This window comes from Vibrio genomosp. F10 str. ZF-129 (assembly GCF_000287055.2).
In the GTDB taxonomy this organism is placed as follows: domain Bacteria; phylum Pseudomonadota; class Gammaproteobacteria; order Enterobacterales; family Vibrionaceae; genus Vibrio.
On record NZ_AJYQ02000110.1, the window covers coordinates 14047 to 39384 of the forward strand.

Annotated in this window: 23 protein-coding genes and 1 tRNA gene; 11 read left to right on the forward strand and 13 right to left on the reverse strand. The window is 43.9% G+C overall.

Annotated features, from left to right (window positions below; all coding sequences use genetic code 11):
• Nucleotides 1-5 precede the first annotated feature (5 nt).
• Nucleotides 6-1301 carry a serine hydroxymethyltransferase gene (locus tag A1QO_RS13865; RefSeq protein ID WP_017041715.1) on the reverse strand — a complete coding sequence of 432 codons (1296 nt, stop codon included), beginning with the start codon at nucleotides 1299-1301 and terminating at the stop codon, nucleotides 6-8.
• A 417-nt stretch (nucleotides 1302-1718) separates the two neighbouring features.
• Between A1QO_RS13865 and A1QO_RS13870 the strand changes: the two genes are divergently transcribed.
• The 5 genes from A1QO_RS13870 to A1QO_RS13890 all read left to right on the forward strand — a co-directional run bounded on the left by A1QO_RS13870 (nucleotide 1719) and on the right by A1QO_RS13890 (nucleotide 7332).
• Entirely contained in the window at nucleotides 1719-2342 is a 624-nt protein-coding gene (locus A1QO_RS13870; protein WP_017035900.1) for a helix-turn-helix domain-containing protein, read from the forward strand.
• A gap of 476 nt (nucleotides 2343-2818) precedes the next feature.
• Nucleotides 2819-3952: a glycine cleavage system aminomethyltransferase GcvT gene (gene gcvT, locus A1QO_RS13875; RefSeq protein ID WP_017035899.1), complete on the forward strand. Its 1134-nt coding sequence runs from the start codon at nucleotides 2819-2821 to the stop codon at nucleotides 3950-3952.
• A gap of 151 nt (nucleotides 3953-4103) precedes the next feature.
• On the forward strand, nucleotides 4104-5144 hold the full coding sequence (locus tag A1QO_RS13880; RefSeq protein WP_017040874.1) for a trypsin-like serine protease: 1041 nt from the start codon (nucleotides 4104-4106) through the stop codon (nucleotides 5142-5144).
• Nucleotides 5145-5381: 237 nt separating this feature from the next.
• The gene (locus tag A1QO_RS13885) at nucleotides 5382-6056 is read left to right on the forward strand and encodes a response regulator transcription factor (protein WP_017040873.1); all 675 of its coding nucleotides are present in this window, start codon (nucleotides 5382-5384) and stop codon (nucleotides 6054-6056) included.
• Entirely contained in the window at nucleotides 6040-7332 is a 1293-nt protein-coding gene (locus A1QO_RS13890) for a sensor histidine kinase (RefSeq protein ID WP_017035896.1), read from the forward strand. The genes A1QO_RS13885 and A1QO_RS13890 overlap by 17 nt, the downstream gene beginning before the upstream one ends.
• Nucleotides 7333-7390: 58 nt before the next feature.
• Here the strand turns inward: A1QO_RS13890 and nagE are convergent, their stop codons facing one another.
• On the reverse strand, nucleotides 7391-8869 hold the full coding sequence (gene nagE, locus A1QO_RS13895) for an N-acetylglucosamine-specific PTS transporter subunit IIBC (protein WP_017040872.1): 1479 nt from the start codon (nucleotides 8867-8869) through the stop codon (nucleotides 7391-7393).
• A 193-nt stretch (nucleotides 8870-9062) separates the two neighbouring features.
• Here nagE and yddG point away from each other — a divergent pair, with 193 nt between their 5' ends.
• Nucleotides 9063-9941, forward strand: a complete 879-nt coding sequence (yddG, locus tag A1QO_RS13900) for an aromatic amino acid DMT transporter YddG (RefSeq protein WP_017035894.1) — start codon at nucleotides 9063-9065, stop codon at nucleotides 9939-9941.
• A 94-nt stretch (nucleotides 9942-10035) separates the two neighbouring features.
• Here yddG and A1QO_RS13905 read toward each other — a convergent pair whose 3' ends face one another.
• Both A1QO_RS13905 and A1QO_RS13910 read right to left on the reverse strand, forming a co-directional pair.
• Nucleotides 10036-10935: a cation diffusion facilitator family transporter gene (locus A1QO_RS13905; RefSeq protein WP_017037310.1), complete on the reverse strand. Its 900-nt coding sequence runs from the start codon at nucleotides 10933-10935 to the stop codon at nucleotides 10036-10038.
• A 226-nt stretch (nucleotides 10936-11161) separates the two neighbouring features.
• Entirely contained in the window at nucleotides 11162-12040 is an 879-nt protein-coding gene (locus tag A1QO_RS13910) for a LysR family transcriptional regulator (protein ID WP_026026517.1), read from the reverse strand.
• A gap of 137 nt (nucleotides 12041-12177) precedes the next feature.
• Here A1QO_RS13910 and A1QO_RS13915 point away from each other — a divergent pair, with 137 nt between their 5' ends.
• Nucleotides 12178-12759, forward strand: coding sequence for a class I SAM-dependent DNA methyltransferase (locus A1QO_RS13915; protein WP_017035891.1), 582 nt, complete (start codon nucleotides 12178-12180; stop codon nucleotides 12757-12759).
• A 55-nt stretch (nucleotides 12760-12814) separates the two neighbouring features.
• Here the strand turns inward: A1QO_RS13915 and A1QO_RS13920 are convergent, their stop codons facing one another.
• The gene (locus A1QO_RS13920) at nucleotides 12815-14812 is read right to left on the reverse strand and encodes an acetoacetate--CoA ligase (protein ID WP_017040871.1); all 1998 of its coding nucleotides are present in this window, start codon (nucleotides 14810-14812) and stop codon (nucleotides 12815-12817) included.
• Between the two features lie 199 nt (nucleotides 14813-15011).
• Between A1QO_RS13920 and phhA the strand changes: the two genes are divergently transcribed.
• Nucleotides 15012-15806 carry a phenylalanine 4-monooxygenase gene (phhA, locus tag A1QO_RS13925; protein WP_017040870.1) on the forward strand — a complete coding sequence of 265 codons (795 nt, stop codon included), beginning with the start codon at nucleotides 15012-15014 and terminating at the stop codon, nucleotides 15804-15806.
• Complete coding sequence (locus A1QO_RS13930) at nucleotides 15796-16149, forward strand: 4a-hydroxytetrahydrobiopterin dehydratase (protein WP_017041716.1); 354 nt, start codon at nucleotides 15796-15798, stop codon at nucleotides 16147-16149. Before phhA ends, A1QO_RS13930 begins: the two co-directional genes overlap by 11 nt.
• Here the strand turns inward: A1QO_RS13930 and A1QO_RS13935 are convergent.
• A complete protein-coding gene (locus A1QO_RS13935; RefSeq protein WP_241790459.1) occupies nucleotides 16146-16484 on the reverse strand; it encodes a hypothetical protein in 339 nt (112 codons plus the stop codon). The genes A1QO_RS13930 and A1QO_RS13935 overlap by 4 nt on opposite strands.
• 56 nt (nucleotides 16485-16540) lie before the next feature.
• Entirely contained in the window at nucleotides 16541-16720 is a 180-nt protein-coding gene (locus A1QO_RS20310; protein WP_139152168.1) for a hypothetical protein, read from the reverse strand.
• A 276-nt stretch (nucleotides 16721-16996) separates the two neighbouring features.
• Here A1QO_RS20310 and A1QO_RS13940 point away from each other — a divergent pair, with 276 nt between their 5' ends.
• Nucleotides 16997-17641: an SH3 domain-containing protein gene (locus A1QO_RS13940; protein WP_017037307.1), complete on the forward strand. Its 645-nt coding sequence runs from the start codon at nucleotides 16997-16999 to the stop codon at nucleotides 17639-17641.
• 243 nt (nucleotides 17642-17884) lie between these two features.
• Here A1QO_RS13940 and A1QO_RS13945 read toward each other — a convergent pair whose 3' ends face one another.
• The 3 genes from A1QO_RS13945 to A1QO_RS13955 form a co-directional block, all read right to left on the reverse strand.
• Nucleotides 17885-19114 (reverse strand): quaternary amine ABC transporter ATP-binding protein, encoded by a 1230-nt coding sequence (locus A1QO_RS13945; RefSeq protein ID WP_017037306.1) that lies wholly within the window; start codon nucleotides 19112-19114, stop codon nucleotides 17885-17887.
• Nucleotides 19107-20006: an ABC transporter permease gene (locus A1QO_RS13950; protein WP_017035884.1), complete on the reverse strand. Its 900-nt coding sequence runs from the start codon at nucleotides 20004-20006 to the stop codon at nucleotides 19107-19109. Before A1QO_RS13950 ends, A1QO_RS13945 begins: the two co-directional genes overlap by 8 nt.
• A gap of 268 nt (nucleotides 20007-20274) precedes the next feature.
• Nucleotides 20275-21264 carry an ABC transporter substrate-binding protein gene (locus A1QO_RS13955; protein ID WP_017035883.1) on the reverse strand — a complete coding sequence of 330 codons (990 nt, stop codon included), beginning with the start codon at nucleotides 21262-21264 and terminating at the stop codon, nucleotides 20275-20277.
• 556 nt (nucleotides 21265-21820) lie between these two features.
• Between A1QO_RS13955 and A1QO_RS13960 the strand changes: the two genes are divergently transcribed.
• Complete coding sequence (locus A1QO_RS13960; RefSeq protein ID WP_017040867.1) at nucleotides 21821-23491, forward strand: ABC transporter substrate-binding protein; 1671 nt, start codon at nucleotides 21821-21823, stop codon at nucleotides 23489-23491.
• Between the two features lie 94 nt (nucleotides 23492-23585).
• Here the strand turns inward: A1QO_RS13960 and A1QO_RS13965 are convergent, their stop codons facing one another.
• The 3 genes from A1QO_RS13965 to A1QO_RS13975 all read right to left on the reverse strand — a co-directional run bounded on the left by A1QO_RS13965 (nucleotide 23586) and on the right by A1QO_RS13975 (nucleotide 25215).
• Nucleotides 23586-23825 carry an RNA recognition motif domain-containing protein gene (locus A1QO_RS13965; protein ID WP_017035881.1) on the reverse strand — a complete coding sequence of 80 codons (240 nt, stop codon included), beginning with the start codon at nucleotides 23823-23825 and terminating at the stop codon, nucleotides 23586-23588.
• A 228-nt stretch (nucleotides 23826-24053) separates the two neighbouring features.
• Entirely contained in the window at nucleotides 24054-24917 is an 864-nt protein-coding gene (gene yghU, locus A1QO_RS13970; RefSeq protein ID WP_017035880.1) for a glutathione-dependent disulfide-bond oxidoreductase, read from the reverse strand.
• A 207-nt stretch (nucleotides 24918-25124) separates the two neighbouring features.
• Nucleotides 25125-25215: transfer RNA gene (locus tag A1QO_RS13975), tRNA-Ser, on the reverse strand.
• Nucleotides 25216-25338: the final 123 nt, after the last annotated feature.

Here is a 25338-nt window from a genome sequence, read left to right on the forward strand (position 1 = left end):
AATTCTTACTGGTATAGCGGAAAACGAGCGCACAGTGTTTTCACCTGCTTGCGAACGCGTTGCTCAACGTCAGGATTACCTTCTGGGCTTTCTACAAGGCCATCGAGTACGTCACCAATCCACTCACCGATCTGCTTAAATTCTTCACTGGCAAAACCGCGGCTCGTTCCCGCTGGTGTACCCAAACGGATGCCCGATGTAATCATAGGTTTTTCTGAGTCAAATGGAATTCCATTTTTGTTACATGTGATCCCGGCACGCTCTAGCGCTTCTTCTGCTTTGTTTCCTTTCAAACCTTTAGGGCGAAGGTCAACCAGCATTAGATGGGTATCAGTCCCCCCCGTCACAATGTCACAGCCACGCGATTGAAGCACTTCTGCCAGTACTTTGGCGTTGCTTATCACAGAGTCGATATACGTATTAAATTCAGGGCCTAATGCCTCACCGAATGCAACGGCCTTTGCTGCAATAACGTGCATCAGTGGGCCGCCTTGAAGCCCCGGAAATACCGCTGAATTGATCTTTTTGTTGATCGCTTCATCGTTGGTCAGAATCATTCCGCCGCGAGGGCCACGTAATGTTTTGTGTGTCGTTGTTGTCACCACGTGTGCGTGTGGGATAGGGCTAGGGTGTGCGCCTGTAGCAATTAGGCCAGCAATGTGGGCCATATCGACCATTAGAATGGCATCAACTTCATCGGCGATTTCACGGAACTTAGCAAAGTTTATGGTGCGAGGTATCGCTGAGCCACCGGCAATGATCATTTTTGGCTTGTGCTCTTTCGCCAGTTCTAAAACCGCATCGTAATCGATTTCGAGTGTGTCACGATCGACGCCGTATTGAACCGCGTTGAACCATTTTCCTGACATTGCAGGTCGAGCACCGTGAGTTAAGTGGCCACCTGCATCTAAAGACATGCCCAAAATGGTATCGCCCGGTTGAAGAAGTGCGAGCTTAACGGCGCCATTCGCTTGAGCCCCAGAGTGAGGCTGAACATTTACATAGCCACAATTAAAGAGTTTCTTTGCGCGTTCAATCGCGATGGATTCAACCGTGTCAACGTGTTCACAGCCACCGTAGTAACGGCGACCAGGGTAACCCTCGGCATATTTATTGGTTAAACAGGTACCTTGTGCTTGCATGACGGCTTTAGAAACAATGTTTTCTGAGGCGATCAACTCGATTTGTTCGTTCTGGCGAGTATTTTCCGCTTGGATACCGGCAAATACGGCATCGTCGGTTGCGCCAAGGTTAGTGGTGAAAAAACTATCGAGGCTGTGATTTGAGTAAGCGTTCTTCATGGCAGAGTATCTTCCAATTTATTAGTAAGCTTGCGTTATTGTTGTTGCTTACTAAGGCTTTCGTTTGTAACTGCAAAACGATCGACTGTTTAACCTGCATATAGAGCAGCAGCATTAGAGCGTATTACAGCGCGAATATATCCCTAAAATGGGCAAAGTTGGCTTAACTCAATATCCAATCCTTAAGCGAATCCTGGAACTGGAACTAAACCAAAAACGGCATCTCTTCATCTAACAAGCCGATAACATAACTCCAGTCATAAAAACAATCAATCAAAAATTTCCTATAGGAAACCTAGTTTCCATTTATGTTACCGAGAGCACGCTTTATTTCACGGTCGACTCTTTAATCGATAAGTCGGTTCATGCAACAATGTTAACTACAGATAAGAAGCATAAAATAATAGAGGGACAAGCATGTCTGAAGACATCTATGATGAGTACCCATCTTTAACTTTGGCGAAAGAATCAGTGGATCAAAATATTGAGCCTTTAAAGCTTGGCGAACGGATTAAAGACATTCGTGGCAAGCTTGGGATTACCTTAGAAGAAGCAAGTCAAAGAACGGGGCTTGCTCGCTCAACATTAAGCAAAATAGAAAATGAGCAAATATCGCCAACGTTTCAAGCTATGCAGAAATTGGCCAGTGGATTGCAGATAGATATGCCGCAACTCTTTGAGCCGCCTAGAAAAAAGGTGGCAACAGGTCGTCGAGATATCTCGCGTTCAGGGGAAGGGAAACCACACCCAACGCCGACTTACGAGCATGAACTCCTTGCGACGCAATTATCCAATAAAAAAATGATGCCGTTTAAAAGCCGCGTTCACGCACGTAATTTTGAAGAGTATGGCGATTGGGTCAGACACGATGGGGAAGAGTTTCTACTGATTCTTTCTGGTGACGTTTTATTCTATTCAGAATTCTATGAACCGGTGTCGATGAGCGAAGGCGACAGTGTTTATTATGATGCAAATATGGGCCACATGTTGATCTCGACCAGCGAAGAAGACGCACATATTTTATGGGTTACCGCGAAGTAAAGTGAAGTAAACAAGGTCATTTGAAATGATTTTTATGACCCGTTTAAATTTCCTATAGTGAAAGCAACCGTTTTCTTTTTGAGATATTTTGGTAAATAGGCGGCTATTTGATTTCAATAGAATCGAATAGTCGCTTTTTCTTGGGCGGTGTAATTGTAATTAGTATGTTAAATGTCACACTTTGAAGGGTAGGAAACGGGTTAAAGCTGGAAAAGTCATTGTGCTTGTTTATTATAAGAAACAAGATTTCCCAGTCGGAAAGTTCACTAACGTGATGCTATTACGTATTGCAGCTATAGAACACTACATTTAGACCGCTACATGCTAGTTCGTTGCATGCTAGTTCGCTACATGGAATAGACTGCTGCAATCGAGTGCTACATTCATTGCCACATTATTAGCCGCCAAATGCAATGCATCGATAAGGTATTAGTATACTCAAGCGATAGTCTGTATCTGGCCTAACGGAGAAGAAAATGTCTCAAGAATCATTGAATCAAGAACTGTTGAAGACCCCATTACACGCTTTACACGTTGAAGTAGGCGCAAAAATGGTCCCGTTTGCTGGGTACGACATGCCAGTGCAGTACCCACTTGGTGTTAAAAAAGAGCACCTTCACACTCGTGACGCAGCGGGTCTTTTTGATGTGTCGCACATGGGGCAGTTGCGCCTGCATGGTGACGGTGCGGCAGCGTTCTTAGAGTCATTGGTTCCGGTTGACATCATTGATCTGCCACAAGGTAACCAGCGCTACGCATTTTTCACCAATGAGCAAGGTGGCATTATGGATGACCTTATGGTGGCCAACCTAGGCGACCATCTCTTTGTTGTAGTGAATGCAGCGTGTAAAGAGCAAGACATTACCCATCTTCAAGCGCATTTGCCTGATGGTGTGGAACTCGAAATTATCGACGACCGTGCGTTGTTGGCTTTGCAAGGCCCGAAAGCGGTCACGGTACTCTCGCAGATTCAGCCTGCGGTTGCCGATATGGTATTTATGGATGTGAGAACTCTCGATCTTGATGGCGTTGAATGCATAATCAGCCGCAGTGGTTACACTGGCGAAGATGGGTATGAAATTTCGGTACCTTCTGAACATGCAGAAGCGTTAGCCCGTAAGTTAACCGAGTTTGAAGAAGTCGAATGGATCGGTTTAGGCGCTCGCGATTCATTGCGCTTGGAGTGTGGTCTTTGCCTATATGGTCACGATCTTGATGAAACAACAACACCTGTGGAAGCCAGTCTGCTGTGGGGCATTCAAAAAGTTCGTCGTACCGACGGAGAGCGTGCCGGTGGTTTCCCTGGAGCTGACATTATCTTAAACCAGATCCAAACGAAAGAGGTGACACGCAAACGTGTGGGTTTGATTGGCCAAACAAAAGCCCCAGTTCGTGAAGGCACGGAGCTTTTCGATGCAGATGACAACAAAGTAGGAGTTGTCACAAGTGGTACAGCTGGCCCGAATGCGGGTAAGCCGGTATCGATGGCCTATGTGAAAGCTGACCTTATGGCCGTGGGCACTGAGTTGTTTGCCGAAGTGCGAGGCAAGAAGCTGCCAATGACCGTCGAGAAAATGCCGTTTGTTCCCCAACGCTATTTCCGCGGATAGCCTATACTGAACAATAAGAATTGAATAGAAACCCTCATTTCGAGGGTTTTTTTATTCTTAGCCCTTTTCTTTAAACAGAGTGATTGTCTTTATCAGTAGTACTTAGGTATTCTATTCCAAAAATCCATGTTCAGTTAAGAAGGATTGCTTAGTGGACAAAAATACGATTCGAATAGGCAGCTTAGTGTTGAGCTTTGCTTTGCTAAATGGACAGGCACTCGCCTCAGGCCTCAGTACGTATATTGTAAATGGCAATAACGCGGATATATCGAACTATCCAAGCTTTGCCAGTCTCTTTTATGACAATGGATCGTCTTATGGCAACTATTGCGGTGCAACGATCATCAACTCTCAATACGTCTTGACTGCCGCACATTGCTTCTATGAAGATATGGATGGAATATTGAATTTTTACGTTGCATACGGTCTTCAAGATGAGTCAGATTATCTATTGGGTTCGGTAGAAAAAGCGCGTGTCGAGAAATATTACTTCCCAGACAATTATTCTAACTTCGAGAGTGATTTGTGGGCCAACGACATCGCCGTTTTAAAGTTAGAAACCGCGTTGAATGTGAGTGACTATTCTTCACTATTAAACTCGAGCACCAATGGTTCGTATTCAGGTAGCGCTATTGCGATAGGACATGGGCAGATCTCTACCAATGTTAACGGGGGGAATCGGCTTCTTGAAACCACCTTAACTCAAGTCAATAGTTCAATGTGCAGTGGCGGTCTGTCTGATAGTCAAATTTGCTTTACCGGCGCATTAAACAACGGTCTTAAAAATTCGACCTGCAAAGGGGATTCCGGCGGTCCACTATATTGGGATAATGGCGGTGGTTATGTGCAAATTGGTATCACCAGTTTTGGCCCTGATACCTGTGGTGATCCAAACGAAAACTACACCGCTGCTTTTACTGAAGTATATGACTACAGAAACTGGATCAACTCTGTAATTAATGGACAAGAACAGCCCAAATATCAAATCACAACAACCAGTGGTATTCGAACGGTGGTTCGAAATTTTGTGCCGAGTTCAAGGGCTACTGCTACGACCACGTCAAGTGACTCTAGCGGTGGTGCATTGGGGTGGTTCACTTTAATGTTCATGCCTTTTTTAATTGGGGTTCGACGTAAGTTCAACATTACTTTGCAGCCCCACGCAATATTTAGTAATTCCAAACAATACTAAGTACACAAACCAGTTTGTGGAACCTGAAGGCATCGTTAGGTTAATTATTGTTAATGTTTTAACAACCCAATCTTTATTCTAGGTTTGTCATAATTATTCTGTCCTTTCGGACAACCACGCGGTTTACCCCCTAAACCGTTATGGCTCGCATTAGTCACGCGAGCCATTTTTATATCTAGCGTTAAATGAATAGGATACTCACTCACACATCAATGAGATAAAAGATGAGGAAATGTAGTGAAGGTACTCATTATTGAAGACGACGTAACCACCAGAGAATTCATTGCAAAAGGGCTGATGGAACATGGATATGCCGTTGATGAAGCTGAAGATGGCCGACAAGGGTTAATGATGGCCCTAAGCAGTGAATACCAATTGGTCATACTGGATAGGATGTTGCCCTATTTAGATGGGATGAAAGTGCTTTCTGCAATTAAAGCAACACAAAAAGAGTTGCCAGTATTAATCTTAAGTGCAATGGACAGTGTGGAAGACCGTGTTGTTGGGCTTCAAGCGGGCAGTGATGATTATTTGATCAAGCCGTTTGCGTTAGCGGAGTTGATTGCTAGAGTCGATATTATTATTCACCGAACTCAAAGGCAAACCCCAGTAGAAAACATACTCAGTTACGATTGTATTAAGGTTGATCTTAAGGCGCATAGAGTTACCTGTCATGGTCAGGAGCTGACCTTGCAGCCAAAAGAGTTTCAGCTACTGCAATATTTTGTTGAGCATAGTGAACAAGTCGTTTCCAGAATGCGTCTGTTTGAGAGTATCTGGAGTTACCACTTTGATCCTAAGACGAATGTAATAGATGTTCATATGGCAAACCTCAGGCGAAAACTTGAAGGGGCAGAATGTCACGATCTTTTGCATACGGTAAGAGGGGCGGGTTATGTCCTTCGCCGATGATTATACGTTAACGCGATCATCGATATTCAAAACGTTAGTTGGGTTATTCCTTTTTATCGCCGTCGTCAATATGGTTGTGCTCCGGCAGGTTTATATAGACTCAGACGAATTTCATCGTCAGCAGCTGACCAAGCAGCTCAACGATGAAATTATGGAATTTCGGTTTGTCGCAGCACAGGGTAAAAGAGAGGTAGAACGGCTTTTGCAAACGAAACAGACGACAAATACGCCATTTTATTTTCATTTACAAGAACAAGCCGACCAAGTATACACCGGTAATTATTACCCAGTGATTTCACTTCTTAACAACCACAAGACGTTTGTGCCCATTGGCGAAAGCCACCAAATTGAGATTGGCGTTGACCCCAAAACGGTAGAGGCGTTTCGGCAGTCGCTGATTCCTATTGTGCTTTCCGGTATCATTCTTCCCATTGCGGTGATGCTTGTCGCGGCGCTATTTTTTACGTTGGTAATACAAAAACGCATCGAGGTGATCAATCAGGCGATGAATAGGGTTTTATGCGGAGAGCGAGGCGTGAAGATAGCGGTGTCAACCCAAGATGATGAGTTTGATGTTATCGCTATCCATCTTAATTTTATGATTGAGCAAATGGCGCTCAATGAAGCTTCGCTTAAATCGTTGACCGTTGGTATGGCACACGATATGCGAACGCCAATGGCTCGATTGAAGTTAAGATTGGAAGATATGTTGTCTCAAAAGGATATCAGTGACGTTCACCAAGACCAGTTGGCAATTTGCCACGACGAACTTGAACTGATTCTTTCTTCATTCAACAGTATGTTAGAAATAGCTAAGTTGAATAGTGGTCAACTTTCTATACAAACGGAGCTTGTCGATCTCGGGAAGATCGCACAGGATGCGTTGGAATTCATCTCCCCAGTCGCGGATCAAAAACAGCTGACTTTGTGTTTTCGTGAGGATCAACATTGCTCAATCATGGGGGATCGTTCTTTACTGTTTCGTGCTGTGTTCAATCTCATAGAGAACTCGGTGAAGTATACGCCAACCAATGGTGAGGTATCGGTAGTCATTGACCAATTTGGTGTGGTTATCGTTGATTCAGGGATTGGAATCTCCGATGAAGATAAACTGAACGTTTGTCGGCCCATGTACCGTGCCGACAAGAGTAGAAGTGAGCAAGGTAACGGGTTAGGTTTGTCACTGGTTGATGCGGTCGTGAAGCGGCATCACGCAAAATTGATATTTCGGGATAACAACCCAGGGTTACGGGCGAGAATCTATGTTGATCATTAGATGACCCAATAAAAGCCAGAGCATGAATCTGGCTCTTATTGGGGTTAAGCGTTGAATGTTATGCTTTTATGGGTGATTGTGATGCAGGATCGCTGGCAGGTATTAACTTCATGGCATGAGCGATCTGCTCTGCTTCTGTACCCACGATCACTTGCAGGTTATTGCCTCCAATTTTAACGACACCAAGTGCCCCAATGGCTTTGAGTGTTTTTTCGTCTGCGATCGAAATATCGTTTAATGTCAATCGCAGGCGGGTGATACACGAATCAATACTGCTTATGTTGGCGTGTCCCCCCAAGGCATCTAGATACTGCGAAGCCTTGATATCAGAAGAAACAGACTCAACCGCCGCGACTTCAGCATCCTCTCGGCCTGGAGTTTTAAGGTCAAACTTCAAAATTGCGAATCGGAATACAAAGTAATAGAGGGTTGCGAAACACAATCCTTGCAGAATCAACATGTATGGTTTGACAGCGAGTGGAAGATTAAATGAAAGCACAAAGTCGATAAGACCACCGCTAAAGGTAAACCCTGCTATCCATTGCATGCTTGCAGCGATATAAAGTGATAATGCTGTCAGCAAAGCATGAATAACAAAAAGAACAGGAGCGACAAACATAAACGCAAATTCAATGGGTTCAGTGACGCCAGTGAGAATCGCAGTGAACGCAGAAGCGCCAAGAATACCGCCTATTTTCTTTTTGTTTTCAGGTTTTGCACAGTGATACATGGCCAAACAAGCCGCAGGCAATCCATAGCCCATCACAGGGAAGAAGCCACCTTGGTATATGCCAGTTATGCCTAGTTCTCCAGTGCCCGACCAGAATTTCGAGATATCGTTAATTCCGACAAGATCAAAGATAAACACTTGGTTGAGGGCGTGGTGTAGCCCAACAGGGATTAATAATCGGTTGAAGAAACCATAGATTCCAGCCCCAGTCGCCCCAAGCTCAGAAATGGATATGCCAAAATTAACCAGTGAACCATAAACAACAGGCCAAATGTAAACCATGACCAGACTGATCGAAATGGCGGCCAGTGAGGTGACGATAGGGACAAAACGTCGCCCACCAAAAAAGCCTAAAACAGCAGGTAACTGAATGGTGTGAAAACGATTGTAAAGTGTCGCGGCAATAATACCGATCATGATTCCGGTGAATGCGCTGACGGCTGCGCCAGAGGCAATAACCTGAGCTTTGCTCATTTGGTCTACAGGGACGCCAGTGATTTGGGAAATAACGTTAATGTTACCGACAATCATTTCAATGATAAGTAGGCCCAGCAACCCCGATAGGGCCGCGGCGCCATTATTATCTTTAGCTAAACCGTATGCCACACCGACTGCAAACAGCCAGGCCTGATTGTCCATAATGCCCTTACCACCATAAACCAATATGGTGGCCAATGCGCTGTTGGCCCCCCAACCTGTAGGGTCTATTGCGTAGCCTAAACCGAGCATTAAGCCCCCGGCCGGCAGGACGGCAATAGGCACCATGAGTGCTTTACCGACTTTTTGTAAATATCCTAGTATGTTCACCTTAACATCCTCTTTATTGTGGTTAACTTGAGTAGATTAAGTGAAACAGGATTAACGTAGCGTTTTGTATTCATTAATTATTCTTAATGAAACATCACTTGGCTTAAACCGTTTTGTTAATTTACTTTGAACATCAGGTAAACATGGTATGGTGCTCGCATTAGAAAAGTACAATTTGAGGTGAAAATACTCAATGAATCATAAATATACATTGTCTGGTGTTGCTGCAATATTGCTGTGGAGCGCTTTGATTGGATTGGCTCGAACCGTCACGGAGCATTTTGGTCCTATTGGTGGCGCTGCGCTTATTTATACGATCGCATCGGCATTTTTAATACTCACGATGGGTCTGCCCAAAATAGGGCAGTTTTCCCGGCGTTACTTATTTGTCGGCTCGATTCTGTTTGTCAGTTATGAAATCTGTTTAGCGTTAGCGTTAGGCATGGCCAACGATCGCCACCAAGCACTTGAAATGGCCGTCATCAATTACCTTTGGCCTGCTTTGACCGTCTTACTCGCGGTGGTTGTCAGCAAAAAACCGACTCATCGTTTGGTGTATCCTGGAATTTTTATTGCGTTGTTTGGTGTCGTTTGGGCGGTGATTGGTGACGGAGAGTTAACGGTCGCTCAGCTAGTTTCGAATGTCGCAACCAATCCAGCAACGTACAGTATGGCGTTTGTTGGTGCGTTTATTTGGGCGATTTATTGCAATGTGACAAAACGGTTAGCCAATGGACAAAATGCCATTGTTGTTTTCTTCATTTTGACCGCAGTGACGTTATGGATTAAATACTCTATCAGTGATGAGCAAGGTATGAGTTTTGATGTTGCACCTACATTATATCTGCTTCTTACTGGTGTGGTGATGGGAGGTGGGTATGCATTGTGGAATATTGCGATCATCAAAGGCAACATGGTGTTACTCGCTTCACTGTCTTACTTTACCCCCGTTCTGGCCACATTGATTTCATCTTATATATTAAGTGTCAGTTTAACTTCAACCTTTTGGCAAGGCGTTGCGATGGTGACGGGCGGCTCTTTGATCTGTTGGTGGTTTACGCGAGATCAATAACGCCATTATCAGCGTTGTATTCTCATTGCCGTTAGCCGTTAGCCGTGGGACTCATCGACTTCGCGCTAACCGATACAGGTTTTGCCCTTTGAATTTAACTGGCGAGATTCATGGTAAGTTGAAGATCCAGGGGCAATTTAGACAAACGTTTGGTTAACGCTTTTCGAGTTTTTTCCAGTTCACACGTTTTGATTTGTTCGCTGTTTGAATGAATATCAACGCTTACACGAAGTTCATTGCCAACTTTGGTTACTGCTGTCAGCTCAATACCTAAGTCTTGCTTCATTTCATTATCGACAGCGGTAACATCGTTATCCACGGTTGTACAAAGTTCTTTATTCGGTGCCATGGTAAGAAGTTCTTTCATCGCGCCTTTTAACATATCAACGGGCACTTTAATGAAATAAAACGACATCAATAGCATCATCATAGGGTCGGCGTACACGGCGTAAGGAGATAACTGAGTCAGTGTGATCAACCATGCAGCAACAAAGCCTAATGTCACCGCAACACTCAATAAGGTATCCATTTGCCACTGTTTCGATTCTGCTTCTATTAGCCCAGAAGAAAAGCGTTTGCTTTTGTTGGCGATATACCACCAGGCATAGCCACAACCAATCACGTTAACGACACCAAATGCAGTGGCAACAGAGACATCCACTTCTCGTCCTCCATTGAACATGGACACGCCTGCTGAGTAGAGTGAATAGCCGACGATGACAAGAATGGTGATGGCTTTAATTGATATAACAAGAGGTTCAATGATGGCTTTACCAAGAGGAAAAGTGCCTTCAGAAGGGGTCTGAATATAGCGAGAAGCGACTAGTGACAATAAAGTTAACAGCAAACTGACGAGGGAATAAACACCATCGAACATGATGACTAAAGAGCCGACAAACCAACCAAGTGTTAGCCCCCCAATAGCAAATCCAAGTGCTAAAAGGGCTGAGAAGCTAAGAACTCGTTTTTCGTTCTGGTTTGTTTGGGCGCACATACATTATTACTCGTTATAAACACCTCTTTATTCTTGGCTTAGGGTAAAATTATAGCAATGTTTAAAAACACTCTAAAAGGTGGGTTAACCTGAAATGATGATAATGTTATTATTATTCATATGGTTATGACAACAACCTTGCGTCAATTATATTGTCGGTGGCTGATTTATCATCAGAAAGTGAGTGATAAATAAGAAACTACCGCCGTAAATCGTCACTGAATACTTAAAAGTCAAATAAGTAGTCACTGAGCTTGTCAGCGAGCCACACCATACCAGGGTGCTCGGTCATCCCTGCGGCGGCGAACATACAATAATCTTCTTGTGTCAGACCATAAGTGTGCTTAATCACGGCTAATTCTTGTTGGCGTAAGTGGTGGCGAATCAGAGGCTCAGGAAGCACTCCCCATGCGTTCTCTGTTAAAATCGTCGCGAGCATGAAATCAAAACTAGAGAAACCAATGTATCGGAGAGAAAACGGTTGAAGTTCAGGGTTGTCTTTTTCGTTCAGATAAACCATGACAGCTTGCATTGAATCTCTTAGTACATCATCTGAAACCCGACTCATCTTACTTAGAGCGTGATCTCGCTTACATACCGACATCATTCGTATCTTGCCAAGAGGCTGGTAGGTAATGCGAGGGTCATCTGCTCGTTCATAATCGACACCAAACGCGAAATCTACTTGTCGAGTTTCGACCAGGTTGGATAAATCACCACTTGATGCCAAGACAATATTAATCGACGTGGCGGGGAACTGCTTATTCATGGAGTGCGCAAGATCTTGCCATAAATCATCGGGCAAAGAATCGTCACGTGCTATCCACACTTCCGCATTGAATTCTCCAGAGGCTTGAACGCAGGTTTGCTTAATTCGGGAAGCCGTCACAATTAAATTTTCACAATCTTTGTAGATCGCTTTGCCAGCTTCAGAAAGGGTGACGTGGTTACCGCTGCGAATAAAGAGCTCAGTTGCCAGCTCTTTTTCGAGCGCTTTAATGGACATACTGAGTTTTGTGCGGTTGCATTCAAGTTGTCTCGCCGCTTCTGAAACAGAACCAACATCGGCGACACGACAAAAAGCTTCAATTTGAGATAAGTTCATTTGCTGTACAATCGGGATCGAGTCCATAAATCATATACAAATATTGTGAAATTGTCTGTCTAAGAGATACCTTCGTACGTCATTTTGGTTTACTCTTGAGCCTATTGCCAAATGAAAGATGATACAGGGAGATCATGATGGCGAACGAATGGGACAAATACGCGAAAACTTGGGAAGATGAACAAGCGACTTCTGAGTTTGCCTCTCACGTATTTGAACAGTTAACTCAATTGACGAACCTTAAAGGCAAGCATGTCCTTGATTTTGGATGTGGGACAGGCCTTCTTAGTCATAAAATGTCATCCATTGCCAAAGATATCGTTGCTCTAGACTCCTCCGAAGCGATGATTGAACAACTGGATATGAAAGAGCTCGCTAACGTCGAGCCTGTCGTTGATGAGCTTACCCGAGGTCTTGTCGCGCAGCACCCTGCGTTTCGTAATCAGTTCGATGTTGTTGTCGCTTCATCGGTGTGTGGTTTTTTACCAAGCTTTTCTGAAACAGCCGATGTTATTTATTCGATTTTAGACAGTGAAGGCATCTTTGTTCACTGGGATTGGCTGACAGAACAAGATGAAGATTTTGGTCTAACCCAAACCAAAGTAGAGCAAGTACTAACCAGCGTTGGGTTTGACAGTGTCACAGTCTCTAAAGCGTTCGACATACAAACTGAGCACGGAGTACAGTCTGTCGTTATGGGTGTTGGGCAGAAAAAATAGCCAATTCAATGATGAACCGGCTAACAAAGATGACATTGTAAAGCGAAACACGTTGTTAGAAATTGACGAGCTGTGCGATGTCATCAAGACTACTTGGGTTGGCAATAGCTTCTATATTGTTCACTTCTTTTCCATTAATTCTCTGTTTAACGGCCAGTTCCACTAACTTTCCAGACTTTGTTCTTGGCGTATCAGTGATGGCGAATATTTTCCAAGGAACATGACGAGGAGAGCATTTTTCTTTAAGTCGCTGTCTAATTTCGTCACATAACGCCTCGGTAAGCGGCGTTGAATTGACCATCTGTACAAATAAAATAATTCGTTCATCTTCGTCGACGGTTTTACCTACCGCGATAGAATCTTGGATGTATTCCAATTGATTCACTTGCTGATAGATTTCCGCCGTTCCAATCCGCACCCCTCCAGGGTTAAGGGTGGCATCACTGCGGCCATAGAAGGTCATTCCTTGATGGACACTCAGGCAAACATCATCACCGTGATGCCAAGTATTGTCATAAACCGCCCAATAAGCATTGTGATACCGACTGCCGTTATCCTGCCAAAACCCAATCGGTTGGTTCGGGAAACTATTACAGCAAACCAGTTCGCCTCTTTGCTCAACGACCGAGTGACCATGTTGATTGAATACCGCGACATCAAGCCCGAGCCCTTTCACTTGGCATTCCCCTCTGAAAACAGGTGAAATTGGGCTTCCAAGAACAAAGCACCCGCAAATATCCGTGCCACCAGAGATGGACGCTAAATGCAGATCGGATTTTATACCGTCGTAGACAAAATCGAACTGCTCTGGGTACAGTACCGATCCGGTGGAACACACGGTTTTTAGTGCGGTAAGGTCGTATTTTTCTCTTGGGATCAGTGAGCTTTTTTCCAGCGCTTGTAGGTATTTAGCCGATGTGCCGAAGAACGACAGCTGTGTTTCTTCAGCCAGCTTCCACAGGCTGTCTTCTGAAGGGAACATTGGGCTGCCATCATAAATCACCAGAGTTGCGCCACTTGCCAGTGCTGAGACGTGCCAGTTCCACATCATCCAGCCACAAGTCGTAAAATAGAACACCCGATCCAGAGGTTGTATATCACAGTGAAGCTGGTGCTCTTTTTGATGGTTGAGTACCGTTCCCCCAACCGAATGCACAATGCACTTTGGTTTTCCCGTAGTGCCAGAAGAGTACAAGATAAACAGGGGGTCATTAAATCCGACACGCTGATAACGAAGCCCTTTAGGCAGGTAATTGGCGAGGATCGATTCCCAATCGGAATACTGTTGTGGGTAATCGTAGTCATCATTCATGACACGAACATAGTCAATTTCACAAATGCTTTCGATACTCGGTAGCGCTTGGGCAATCGTCGCGTTTTTATCATGCAGCGAAAATGATTTTCCGTTGAATTGATAACCATTGCAGCAAAAAAGAACTTTCGGTTTTACCTGCCCAAAACGTTCGATGACGCTATCGCTTCCAAAATCGGGAGAAGTCGATGTCCAAATCGCGCCAAGGCTTGTTGTCGCGAGCATGGCGATGACGGCTTCAGGTATATATGGCAAGTAGCCAGCGACGACATCTCCCTTTTCCACTCCGTTTTGTTTAAGCCATTGCTGAACGATTGACACTTGATCACACAACTCCTGCCAGGTCATTTGTGTATTCTTTCCTTGTTCATTTTTAAACCAGATAGCAATTTCACTGGGCTTCTGGAAAGCGAAGGAAAGGAGATTCTCAGCATAATTGAGCTGAGCCTGAGGGAACCAAATGGTATCTCTATTGGGAAAGAAAGAGCCCCATTTGGCGATACCTTCTCCAAATATGCAATCACCGCGGTAGCCTATAACATCGCAATATTGCCATATTTCAAGCCAAAACTGCTTAGTCTCGGTGATGGACCACTGATGCAATGACGAATAGTCTTCAATAGCTTCACCTTGCATGTTGATATGCTGAATGAATTGATGGAGATTAGACTCTTCAATTCTTTGGGTACTTGGCACCCAAATAGGATCATGGTTTGACATATTGTTCTCAGTTTTCCACATCAGAAATTGACTCTTTAAGTGTTGGTTGCGATCGGCTATTAGTCAAATAAGGTTGATAGCAGGATTTTGAATATTATAGTAAAAAACCAAGTTGTAAATAAAATGTTACGCGAATTTGGTGGTTGATTTGTGACCGACTGTTGGCATGCATTTGCGTTAGGAAATAGGATAAACCTAGGGAAGCAATCAGGTATGTGTGATGACTCAGTATCATTCGAAACAAGTGGACAGTCGGGGTTGTGTTGAATGGAGTTCAGCAGAAAACCAGATATGGGAAGCGCTTTATGCTCGTCAGCGGCCTTTGGTCGAAGACCGAGCTTGTCAGTCCTATATCGATGGGCTCGCTATGCTAAATTTGCCCACAGACAGAGTCCCTCAACTTTATGAAATTAGTGATGTTTTATTCAGAGAGACTGGGTGGAGTCTTGCTCCGGTTGCCGCTCTGATTAGTTTTGACCGATTCTTTGAATTACTGGCGGATAAGAAGTTTCCGGTGGCGACATTTCTACGCTCACGGGAAGAGTTTGATTACCTGCAAGAGCCTGATTTTTTCCATGAAGTGTTTGGTCACTGCGCCATGTTAACCAACCCTGACTTTGCCCACTTTACTCATTGCTATGGGCAACTGGGGAAAAATGCTAGTCATCAACAGCGTGTGTACTTAGCGCGCTTGTATTGGTTTACGGTTGAATTTGGTTTGGTTGAGGAGCATGGCGTTAACAAAATTTATGGTGGTGGAATACTGTCTTCTCCTGGAGAAACGTTATACGCACTAGATGCTGGTGTTGCGATTCGCCAGCCATTCGATGTGAGCCGAGTATTGCGAACGCCTTATCGGATTGACATTATGCAACCGATCTATTTTGTATTAAACGATCTAAAACAGCTCTACCATTTAAGTCAACGGAACATCATCCAAGATGTCGATAATGCAATCGGCTTAGAGCTTTACCCTGCTTTATTTGAACCTAAGGAAACCTGCGATGTTAAGTAATCGGAAATCGTTAAGTAACATGAAATGTGAAGCGTGCAGCATTGATTCTATTTCACTCACGGAACAAGAACAGCAACAATTATTGGGCCAGCTGGTGGGTTGGGAACTAAAACACGAAGAGTGCATTCCACAACTTGATAAATCTTATAAGTTTAAGAACTATAAACAGGCTTGGGCATTTGCGAATCGAATCTCTGAACTCGCGGAAACCGAGGGGCATCACCCTGCTATTTTGTTGGAGTGGGGAAAAGTGACCGTGACCTGGTGGAGCCACTCTATACGCGGTTTACATAATAACGATTTTGTTTGTGCAGCAAAATGTGATGAGCTGGACTTAGGTTAGTCTTTAGCAAGCTCTTTTGCACTTAACAGAGCCCTGACCTCAGCAGAGTAAAGTGCTTGTAGTGTGTTTAACTTTTCTAACAATGTATTGGTATCATCGAGTAAGGTGCTATTCGTATTGTGGTATTGATGACTAGAAAGGGCATTGACATCTAAGTCTATTTCTTGGCAGTGAATGCCCATTTTACGCCACATTTGGCGCAGTGATTTGATCTGCGGTAGGGTGTTATTCAGTAACGTTTTCTCTTCGTTAAGTATTTCTATATAGTGACGTGAAGAAGTGATTTGCTGCTCCATCAAAGTACGAAATTCAGTGGCGTCTGGCCGCCATAACAAAATAAGTTCGGCTAGAGTGAACTCTCTATGCAGGAAAATGTGCTGCTGGTACTGCCCTAAAATACGATTAAAGTGAGTGCCCTTAGGTTATACCATTGGTCAAGATTGTGCTGCTCAGTGAGAGCTTGGTTCCACTCTTCCTCAGTGCAGTGCTGGCTTTTGACCTTTAGTGGTAAAGAGATCAGCAAAGTCGCCGTTATAATGGTTGATACCCAATGTCGTCGCATAGAATTCATACTGTGATAGCGCCTTTAAACATTATAGGAAGTTTATTGGTCGTTGGATGGTCACTGCTGCAAGGAGGCCGTTTCAAGGTGAGAGTTCAAAGACGACAGTGCCAAAGCAACAAACACAAAACGACAGTTCTATACTAAGGTGATGGACTTCAAGGTGACACTTCTAAAGCGACAGTCTCAAGGGCACGGTTTCAATATTCAAGACGCTGGCTCTAAGATGAATGATGGACACTCAATATTGAATGTAGGTTTGGTTAATTAATGAAAAAAGTAATAATGATCCTTTTGCTTGTTCTTGGCTTAGCGGGTGCTGGCGCGGGGTTTTACCTATTTTATTGGTTACCGATGCAAGAGAGCGGTGACGTGCCGCCAGTCGCAGAAGAAGCGCCTTCTGATGAGGTAGTAGAGGAACCGCCGCAGGTCATTCAAGAAGTGATTACTGACTATTATGTGAATACCCCCACGCTTGGCGTAAGGGAACGCCCGGATCGCGAAGCGTTTATTGAGCGTCTTTTGTATCGTGGCGCTTTCGTTAAAATCTTAGAACAGCGTGATGGGTGGGGACGTATCTCGGTTTACTACGTCTATGAAGACGGTGGTGAAGAAATCGCAGAGTGGATCCCAATGGAAGGGTTAGTGGAAGAGGCGCCTGTGATTACCAAAGAGGAAAGGCAAGAGACTTTAACCGCCTACATAGACAGTTCGGATGACTTTAATACCCATGAGGTGATGTTTTTAACCACTACGGATGCACTGTTAAAAGATGAAACCTGTACGCCCGGCGATTTTGAAGAGCTTGGTGGTTGGGTTCGGTCAATTCGATACAGTGAGCGTGACGTTTACTTTGTGTATTGTGGTGGGATGAAACAAGCTGACAAGATCTATTTGGATGTAAACAGCGGTGAAACCTTCTATAAATAATGCCTTAGACGGCTAACTTAAAGGGGATACTCAGTCTTGTACTCCTGTCGCGTTATACTCACATAGCCTGACACTTAAACATTTGCTTGATACTTAAACATTTGCTTGATACTCAAACATAGCCTGATACTTAAAAAGCACCATTGAATCGTTCAATAGTGCTTTTTATGTTTAAGGCTCAGTGACCAGAAAGTTCTGATAGAAAACTGTCCATAAAAAAGCGGAGTATAGGAAAACTTAAGCTTAAGCCGTCGCTTTCGTGTTTTCCGTTACTTTTTCTTCCGTTTCTGCAGAGCTATCAACAAATATCTCAGCGACGGCACTTCGCTCTAGCTCACCTTTGAGATTTCCATCTTCATCGACAACAGGGAGTGAATAATCACAGCCCATAGTTTCAGGAAGAACCGTTTCAATGGCGGCATCTGGGGAAACGGAAGGGACTTCCTCGTAGATGTCATCACTAAATTCACTGACAGAAGCATCATCTGAAGCTTCTTGCAAACCTTCTTGAGTCAGCACGCCTTGATACCCATCTTCTGTGACGTGGTATGCATAGTCATGTTTACTCTTTTTCATCAGCGATAATGCTTCTTCAATGGTTTCAGCGGTAATACGGTACGCTGGTGGCTGCATAACCGTTTCCACTGTCAGTGCTCGAGCGCGGTTTACATCTTTAACAAATGCTTCAACGTATTCATCAGCAGGGTAAAGTAAAATTTCGTCTGGCGTACCTTGTTGAACCAGTTCGCCATCTTTCAAAATGGCAATACGGTCACCCAGTCGTAAAGCTTCATCAAGATCGTGAGTAATGAAAATGATGGTCTTGTGCAGTTTTTGCTGAAGCTCAATCAGTTGATCTTGCATTTCACTGCGTATTAGCGGGTCTAATGCCGAAAACGCTTCGTCCATCAATAGGATTTCCGCATCGGTCGAGAGTGCTCTAGCCAGGCCTACGCGCTGTTGTTGACCGCCAGAAAGCTGAGACGGATACTGCTCGTTGTACCCTTTCAAGCCAACGGTTTCTATCCACTCATTCGCTTTCTCTAAACGTTGCTGTTTAGGCACGCCTTGGATCTCAAGCCCATAAGCAACATTATCAATGACTTTACGATGTGGCATTAAACCAAAGCGTTGGAAGACCATCGACATCTTTTGGCGGCGAAACTGTTCAAGTTCTTTCTGACGAAGCGTCATGACATCCGTACCTTCGACATCGATTTGACCAAGGGTAGGGTCGATCAATCGGTTAAAGTGACGGATAAGAGTTGATTTACCGGAACCCGATAGGCCCATAATGACGAATATTTCGCCTTTGTTAATGCTGAGATTGATGTCTTTTAAACCTACGGTATGTCCTGTCTCTTCGAGTATTTGATCTTTACTCATGCCCGCTTTAACACGTTCAACAACACTTTGAGGTTTCGGTCCAAAAATTTTGTATAAGCCACGGATTTCAATGAGTGGTTTAGTCATGTTTTAGATCTCCAAGGTGTGCTTGTGTACGTTTGGCATACGCTTGAGAAGCTCGGTCAAATAGGATAGCAAGAGCCACAATGGCAAAACCGTTGAGAAGCCCGAGGGTAAAATATTGATTGGTAATGGACTTAAGAACAGGCTGGCCTAGCCCTTTTACACCTATCATCGATGCGATAACGACCATGGAAAGTGCCATCATGATGGTCTGGTTGATGCCTGCCATGATGGTTGGCATCGCCAGCGGAAGCTGTACACCAAATAAGCGTTGTTTGCTGCTTGCTCCAAATGCTGTCGCAGCTTCCAGTACTTCTTTATCGACCAGTCGAATACCCAAATTGGTTAATCGAATCACCGGTGGGATAGCGTAGATAACAACCGCAATTAATCCAGGGATTTTGCCAATGCCTAAAAGCATCACTACAGGAATAAGGTAGACGAACGCTGGCATGGTCTGCATAACATCCAGCATGGGAGTAACAACTGATTGAACGCGATTGGAACGCGCCATGGCAATCCCTATCGGAATGCCTAAACAGATCGCGAGCAAGGTACAAACGGTAATGATACTGAGCGTTCGCATTGTATCTTCCCACATACCAAAGTAGCCAATCAGTATGAAAGAGATAAGCCCACCAAGTGCCAATTTCCACGAGCGACTAGCGGCATACACTAGCCCAGTGGTGAGCACTAAAACAATAAACCAAGGGGTGGATAATAGGAGCTTTTCAAACCAGACGAGAAAAGTGAGCAGTGGGTCAAAAAATGATTCAATCATGTCGCCGTATTCACGAGAAAAATCGCGATAGGCGCCATCTAATGTTTTGCGGATGAGTCGTAGATCTGAACGGTCCATTTCTGGGAAACTGTTCAGCCAATTACTGTCAGCCATTGTTTTTTCCTTTTAATTCCGAGGCAAACTCATGAGTTTGCCTCGGTTTTCAACTTAACACGACGTGTCCTACGTCGTTACAACAAGTAGTACGCTTTTTACGTTGCAGTACTTGTTAACGTGTGAACATCTAACTTTTATATTAGAGCCAAGACATCACTTAAAAACGATGCCTCATAAGCTATGTCTCATAAACTACGCATTAAAAACTACGCCTTAAAAACGGTCGTTTCAGATTTACAGTTTCAAACATAGGGCCCCAAAAATACTAGAGTGCGTTTTCTACTTTCTTCGCAATCTCGGCAGAAACCCATGGGTGCCAGATTTCAGGTGATTCGGAAAGGAAGTGATACATGCCTTCTTCCCCGTCAGCCTGGTTGTCTTCCATCCATGCTAACAACTCATTCATTTTTTCGTTGGTAAAACCACGATTACCTAAATAAGCGTATGCTTCCGGTGCTTTTGACGCGAAGGCTTCGGTTGTCATTGTGTGTACTGGAGAAGGTGGGTACATGGTCGGCTTGGGTGATTCACACTCTTCTTTAGTCGTACAGCCGACGAACTCTTCCAGGTCAACGCCGCTGCCAAAATCAACTTTCACCATGTTGTATTTGCCGAGTACCGCCGTCGGTGCCCAGTAGTAACCAAACCAAGCTTCTTCACGCGCATACGCTTTTGCAATCGCACCAGAAAGGCCAGCACTTGAACCTGGGTCTACAATTTCAAAGCCTGCGTCTTCAAGTTTCAATGCTTTAAATAAATTACCCGCACTGATTTGACAGTTCCAACCAGCTGGGCAGCTGTAGAACGCAGACACATCTTTACTTTCTGGGTGCTCGAACATTTTTGCGTGCTTGATAACGCCTTCAATAGTGGCCATTTCTGGGTGTTTATCGACTAAATATTGCGGTACCCAAAAGCCTTCTTCACCACCGTTCACTAAAGATTTTCCGGCGTAACGTAAACGTTTTTCTGCTACACCTTTGTCTAACGCTTCTTTCATCGCATTACTCCAAAACTCAGGAGCAATATCAGGCTGGCCTTTTTCAATCATTGACGTACCCGTTGGCATTGTATCGCCAGGGATGAGCTCGGCATCACAATCATAACCATGCTCTAGAATGAATTTATCAATGTTTGCGATAAGGCTTGCGGAAGACCAGTTCATGTCAGCGATAGTGACTGAACCGCATTCGTTGGCGTTTGCAGCCGTTGACGTTGTAGCCAATAACAACAGCGCTGCCAGTTTCATATTCATAGAGGTTCCTTTCTCTTTTTTTGGGTTGTCGAAATGAGACAACCGTGGGTTCTCAAATGACGAATCACATAACGTGATGTTATAAATTTAACATATTTTCAAACAAGTTTGGGGAAACCCGCCATATTAATCTCACAGCAGCTAAGTCCAGGCGCGGTAATTATTTATCTTTTACGAAAAAATACCGACTTTATATTTCAAGATTATCCGGATTTTTGGCGTGTCATTTGGTGATTATTTGAGATAAAAATAAAGGTGTGTATAAAGATGGAATAGGCCCAGTAATTCTCTGATCTCGATTGACTCGCAAAATAGAACAAGTAACAAATTATTACATATATGTATGTGTGTAGTAATATTACGAGTTATTGGCCATTTGTTTCGATTGAATTCTCACTAATGGTGTTTAAATTTGGTTTTAAATCAGTAGCTTGATGTCAAATTAATAACACTATTGTTAATAGGTGGTATTTTGTCGTATTACGTCAGGTGAGTGTGGTTGAATAGGGAAAGGTTTCTGGTTACGTTGCTTGAAATTACTCACTAGGATCCACTTATGAATAAAACATTTTTGTTGAGCACATTAGCGACTTCATTAGCACTTTCACCCATGACAAATGCTACTGATATTTCCGACAAGAACCAGTTAACCATTATTCCCAATCACAACGCGTCACTGATTCGAAATTTTAATCCGTTTTCTGTTTCTCGTATGCATACAGCAAGAGACTTTATTTTTGAGCCTTTGGTGGTTTTCAACGAATTGAAAGGAAATATCCCTGAATTCAGGTTAGCAACGGGTTATGCATTAAGCAGCGATCTACTCAGTGTCACGTTTGATTTAAGAAAAGGTGTGCTTTGGTCTGATGGTGAATCGTTCAATGCAGATGATGTCATCTACACCTTTGAGTTGATCAAGCAACATCCGGCATTTGATGACCGTGGAGTCAGCAGCAATATTAAGTCAATCGAGAAGGTTAACGATCATCAGGTTCGATTCTTTTTAAATGAAGTGAACACCAATATTCCATATGAACTTGTGCAAGTTCCGGTCGTTCCTGAGCACCAATGGTCTAAAGAGAAAGATCCCCTGACATTCCTCAATCGATATCCTGTTGGAACAGGCCCGTTTACCGAGTTCCCTCAATTCACTTCCACGCTGTTTCTTCAATGTGAAAACCCGAACTACTGGGATAGCGAAAATTTGGATGTGGACTGCTTGAGAGTCCCTCAGATGAACCACAATGACCAAGTTTTAGGGGAGTTAATGAACTCCAGAATCGATTGGGCAGGGTCATTCGTGCCAGATATCGACCAAACCTTCTTGAAAGCGTCGACTGATCATGGCTACTGGTACCCACCTGCGGGGACACAAGCTTTCATGTTTAATTACAAGTCTAAAGATCCGGTTAAGCATGAAGTGATGAATGATGTAAACTTTCGTCGTGCCTTCTCAATGTCTTTGAACCGACAGGTCCTGATTGATGTAGCTAACTACGGAAATGGTGTCGTGAATGATTTCGCTTCTGGTTTAGGTTATGCGTTTGAGGCGTGGTCAGATGAAAAAACCCACAAAAAATATCAACCATTTATGACCTATTCTCCTGAAAGTGCTCGCAAGCTATTGAAAGACTCTGGTTATACGGATCGAGATGGAGACGGCTATGTAGAGAGCCCTTCCGGTGCTTCTTTTGAGTTGGAAATACAGTCACCACAGGGTTGGACAGATTTCAATAATACGGTGATGTTATCGGTTGAGCAATTGATGGAAGTTGGGATCAAAGTGAAAGCACGATCTCCGGATTTCTCACTTTATAATCAGGCGATGGCTAACGCAGAATACGATGTGGCTTATACCAACTACTTCCATGGTGCTACACCGCACCGATACTGGGACAGTGCTTATCATTCTAGGTTGCAAGCGTCGACTGGGATGCCAAGATTTGCAATGCACCATTGGAAAAGTGATCAGCTAGATGAGCTACTCGATGGTTTTTACCAAACAGCCGATAGCGTTGAACAAAAAGAGATCGCTCATCAAATTCAAGCGTTGATTGCAAAAAATCAGATTACCGTGCCAGTCTTGTCTGGGCCAAACTTCTACCAATACAATACCAAACGATTTACAGGCTGGTGGAATGCGGATAATCCGAAAGGTCGCCCAATGGTCTGGGAAGGTACACCGGAAAGATTGCTTCACGTTCTCGATTTAAAGCCAAGAAGCTAGTAAGTTTTACTCATGCTCTGATTTGAGTGAGCATAGAAAATAAAAAGCCCGTCTAAGACTATTAGGCGGGCTTTTCAGTATAGAAAGGGCCAGTTTAGTTGTTGGCTCTTTTTACACGAATCTTACTTTTAGCAACGTCAGCTAGATTAAGGCCAGTAATGGCGGCCTTAGCTTCTGCTTCATTTGGCATTTCAACAAAAGCGAACCCTTTAGACTGACCAGTTTCCTGATCTAATACAAGAGTGCATTCACCTACATCACCATGAGCAGAAAATAATACTCGAATTTCATGTTCTGTTGTTGTGCGAGCGAGGTTGCGAACTAAAAGTTTCATAATAAACCGTTTGGTATTGAAAGAACGGGCTCGATTGTCGCAGGTTCATTGTGACAAACCAAGGTAATTCTCATTTGGTGTTCGAGGCTTTTGAATCATTCACCAAGCCAACGCAAACAATTCAACCAGCAAAATAATAGAGTATTGTGCACCGCCAATTTATAAGACGGTGCGAAACTACGGCCCATAGGTTAAATAACGATGTGGTTACTCTATAATTTAAATACCTTATGCTTGTGGCTTCAAAGCAAGTGCTTGGTCAATATCCGCCGCGCTATGGCGTTCTGCAACCGCTTCCCATGGTTCACCCCATGTTCGGTTAACGATACGTCCTCGTTGAACGGCAGGTCTTTGCTCAATGTACGTTGCCCAGCGTTGAAGGTTTTTGTAGCTTGATACATCAAGGAACTCAGCCGCATCGTAGATATTGCCAAGAACAAGATTACCGTACCAAGGCCAGATTGCGATGTCGGCGATGCTGTACTCTTCCCCTGCAATGTAAGAATGATCAGCTAATTGCTTGTCCAATAAGTCGAGCTGGCGTTTTATTTCCATGGAGAATCGATTAATCGGATACTCAAACTTTTCTGGTGCATACGCATAAAAGTGACCAAAACCGCCACCTAGGTATGGCGCAGATCCTTGTAGCCAGAATAACCAGTTCAATACATTGGTGCGAGAGGTGACATCCTTCGGAATAAAGTGTTCAAATTTTTCTGCTAAGTAAAGAAGGATTGAACCGGATTCAAAAACATTGACTGGGGATGCTTGCGAGCGATCAACCAATGCTGGGATTTTCGAGTTTGGGTTGACTTCCACAAAGCCACTTGAGAATTGGTTCCCATCACCGATGGAGATCAAGTGGGCGTCATACTCTGCTTCAGTACGCCCAAGCGCTAATAACTCCTCAAGTAAAATAGTGACCTTCTGACCGTTGGGTGTTCCCATAGAATACAACTGATAGGGGTGCTGACCGACAGGTAGAGCTTGTTCATGAGTCGCTCCGGATACGGGTCTGTTGATGCTAGCCCAAGTGCCGCCGCCTTTCGTATCTTCTTGCCAAACCTTTGGTGGAGTATATTCTTTAGTCATTATCTTATCCTGTCTGTGAGTGACTCAATACAATGTAGGTCATGATCGTTTTCTGTATTCAACATTTGATCACGAAATTCATTGTTGCACACTTTTGTTATCAATTTGTGCAAAATTAGGCGAGTCTTAATTGAGCTGGCGTATCTTTATTGGGAAGTAATAGACGCAAAAAAGCCCACTGATTTCTCAGTGGGCTTTTTCTAAATGTGGCGGAGAGATAGGGATTTGAACCCTAGAAGGGCTACAAACCCTTGCCGGTTTTCAAGACCGGTGCTTTCGACCACTCAGCCATCTCTCCGTAAATCTTCATCGTCAGATTAGTACACTGATGATGTTTGTTATTTGCGTGAGCAAATAACGGTACCTCTTTTGTCTTCGCTTTTAAAAAGTGAAAACGAAATTAAAGCCTGGCGATGTCCTA

What these genes read in the sequence shown, in the direction of transcription:
- A1QO_RS13920 (WP_017040871.1), bottom strand. Translation starts at nt 14,812, where the DNA reads ATGTGGAAAACTGAGAACAATATGTCAAACCATGATCCTATTTGGGTG.
- A1QO_RS13930 (WP_017041716.1), top strand. Translation starts at nt 15,796, where the DNA reads ATGTTAAGTAATCGGAAATCGTTAAGTAACATGAAATGTGAAGCGTGC.
- A1QO_RS13945 (WP_017037306.1), bottom strand. Translation starts at nt 19,114, where the DNA reads ATGACTAAACCACTCATTGAAATCCGTGGCTTATACAAAATTTTTGGA.
- A1QO_RS13890 (WP_017035896.1), top strand. Translation starts at nt 6,040, where the DNA reads ATGTCCTTCGCCGATGATTATACGTTAACGCGATCATCGATATTCAAA.
- A1QO_RS13910 (WP_026026517.1), bottom strand. Translation starts at nt 12,040, where the DNA reads ATGAACTTATCTCAAATTGAAGCTTTTTGTCGTGTCGCCGATGTTGGT.
- gcvT (WP_017035899.1), top strand. Translation starts at nt 2,819, where the DNA reads ATGTCTCAAGAATCATTGAATCAAGAACTGTTGAAGACCCCATTACAC.
- A1QO_RS13955 (WP_017035883.1), bottom strand. Translation starts at nt 21,264, where the DNA reads ATGAATATGAAACTGGCAGCGCTGTTGTTATTGGCTACAACGTCAACG.
- A1QO_RS13950 (WP_017035884.1), bottom strand. Translation starts at nt 20,006, where the DNA reads ATGGCTGACAGTAATTGGCTGAACAGTTTCCCAGAAATGGACCGTTCA.
- A1QO_RS13965 (WP_017035881.1), bottom strand. Translation starts at nt 23,825, where the DNA reads ATGAAACTTTTAGTTCGCAACCTCGCTCGCACAACAACAGAACATGAA.
- A1QO_RS20310 (WP_139152168.1), bottom strand. Translation starts at nt 16,720, where the DNA reads ATGAATTCTATGCGACGACATTGGGTATCAACCATTATAACGGCGACT.
- A1QO_RS13870 (WP_017035900.1), top strand. Translation starts at nt 1,719, where the DNA reads ATGTCTGAAGACATCTATGATGAGTACCCATCTTTAACTTTGGCGAAA.
- A1QO_RS13960 (WP_017040867.1), top strand. Translation starts at nt 21,821, where the DNA reads ATGAATAAAACATTTTTGTTGAGCACATTAGCGACTTCATTAGCACTT.
- yghU (WP_017035880.1), bottom strand. Translation starts at nt 24,917, where the DNA reads ATGACTAAAGAATATACTCCACCAAAGGTTTGGCAAGAAGATACGAAA.
- A1QO_RS13865 (WP_017041715.1), bottom strand. Translation starts at nt 1,301, where the DNA reads ATGAAGAACGCTTACTCAAATCACAGCCTCGATAGTTTTTTCACCACT.
- A1QO_RS13905 (WP_017037310.1), bottom strand. Translation starts at nt 10,935, where the DNA reads ATGTGCGCCCAAACAAACCAGAACGAAAAACGAGTTCTTAGCTTCTCA.
- phhA (WP_017040870.1), top strand. Translation starts at nt 15,012, where the DNA reads ATGACTCAGTATCATTCGAAACAAGTGGACAGTCGGGGTTGTGTTGAA.
- A1QO_RS13915 (WP_017035891.1), top strand. Translation starts at nt 12,178, where the DNA reads ATGGCGAACGAATGGGACAAATACGCGAAAACTTGGGAAGATGAACAA.
- A1QO_RS13940 (WP_017037307.1), top strand. Translation starts at nt 16,997, where the DNA reads ATGATCCTTTTGCTTGTTCTTGGCTTAGCGGGTGCTGGCGCGGGGTTT.
- yddG (WP_017035894.1), top strand. Translation starts at nt 9,063, where the DNA reads ATGAATCATAAATATACATTGTCTGGTGTTGCTGCAATATTGCTGTGG.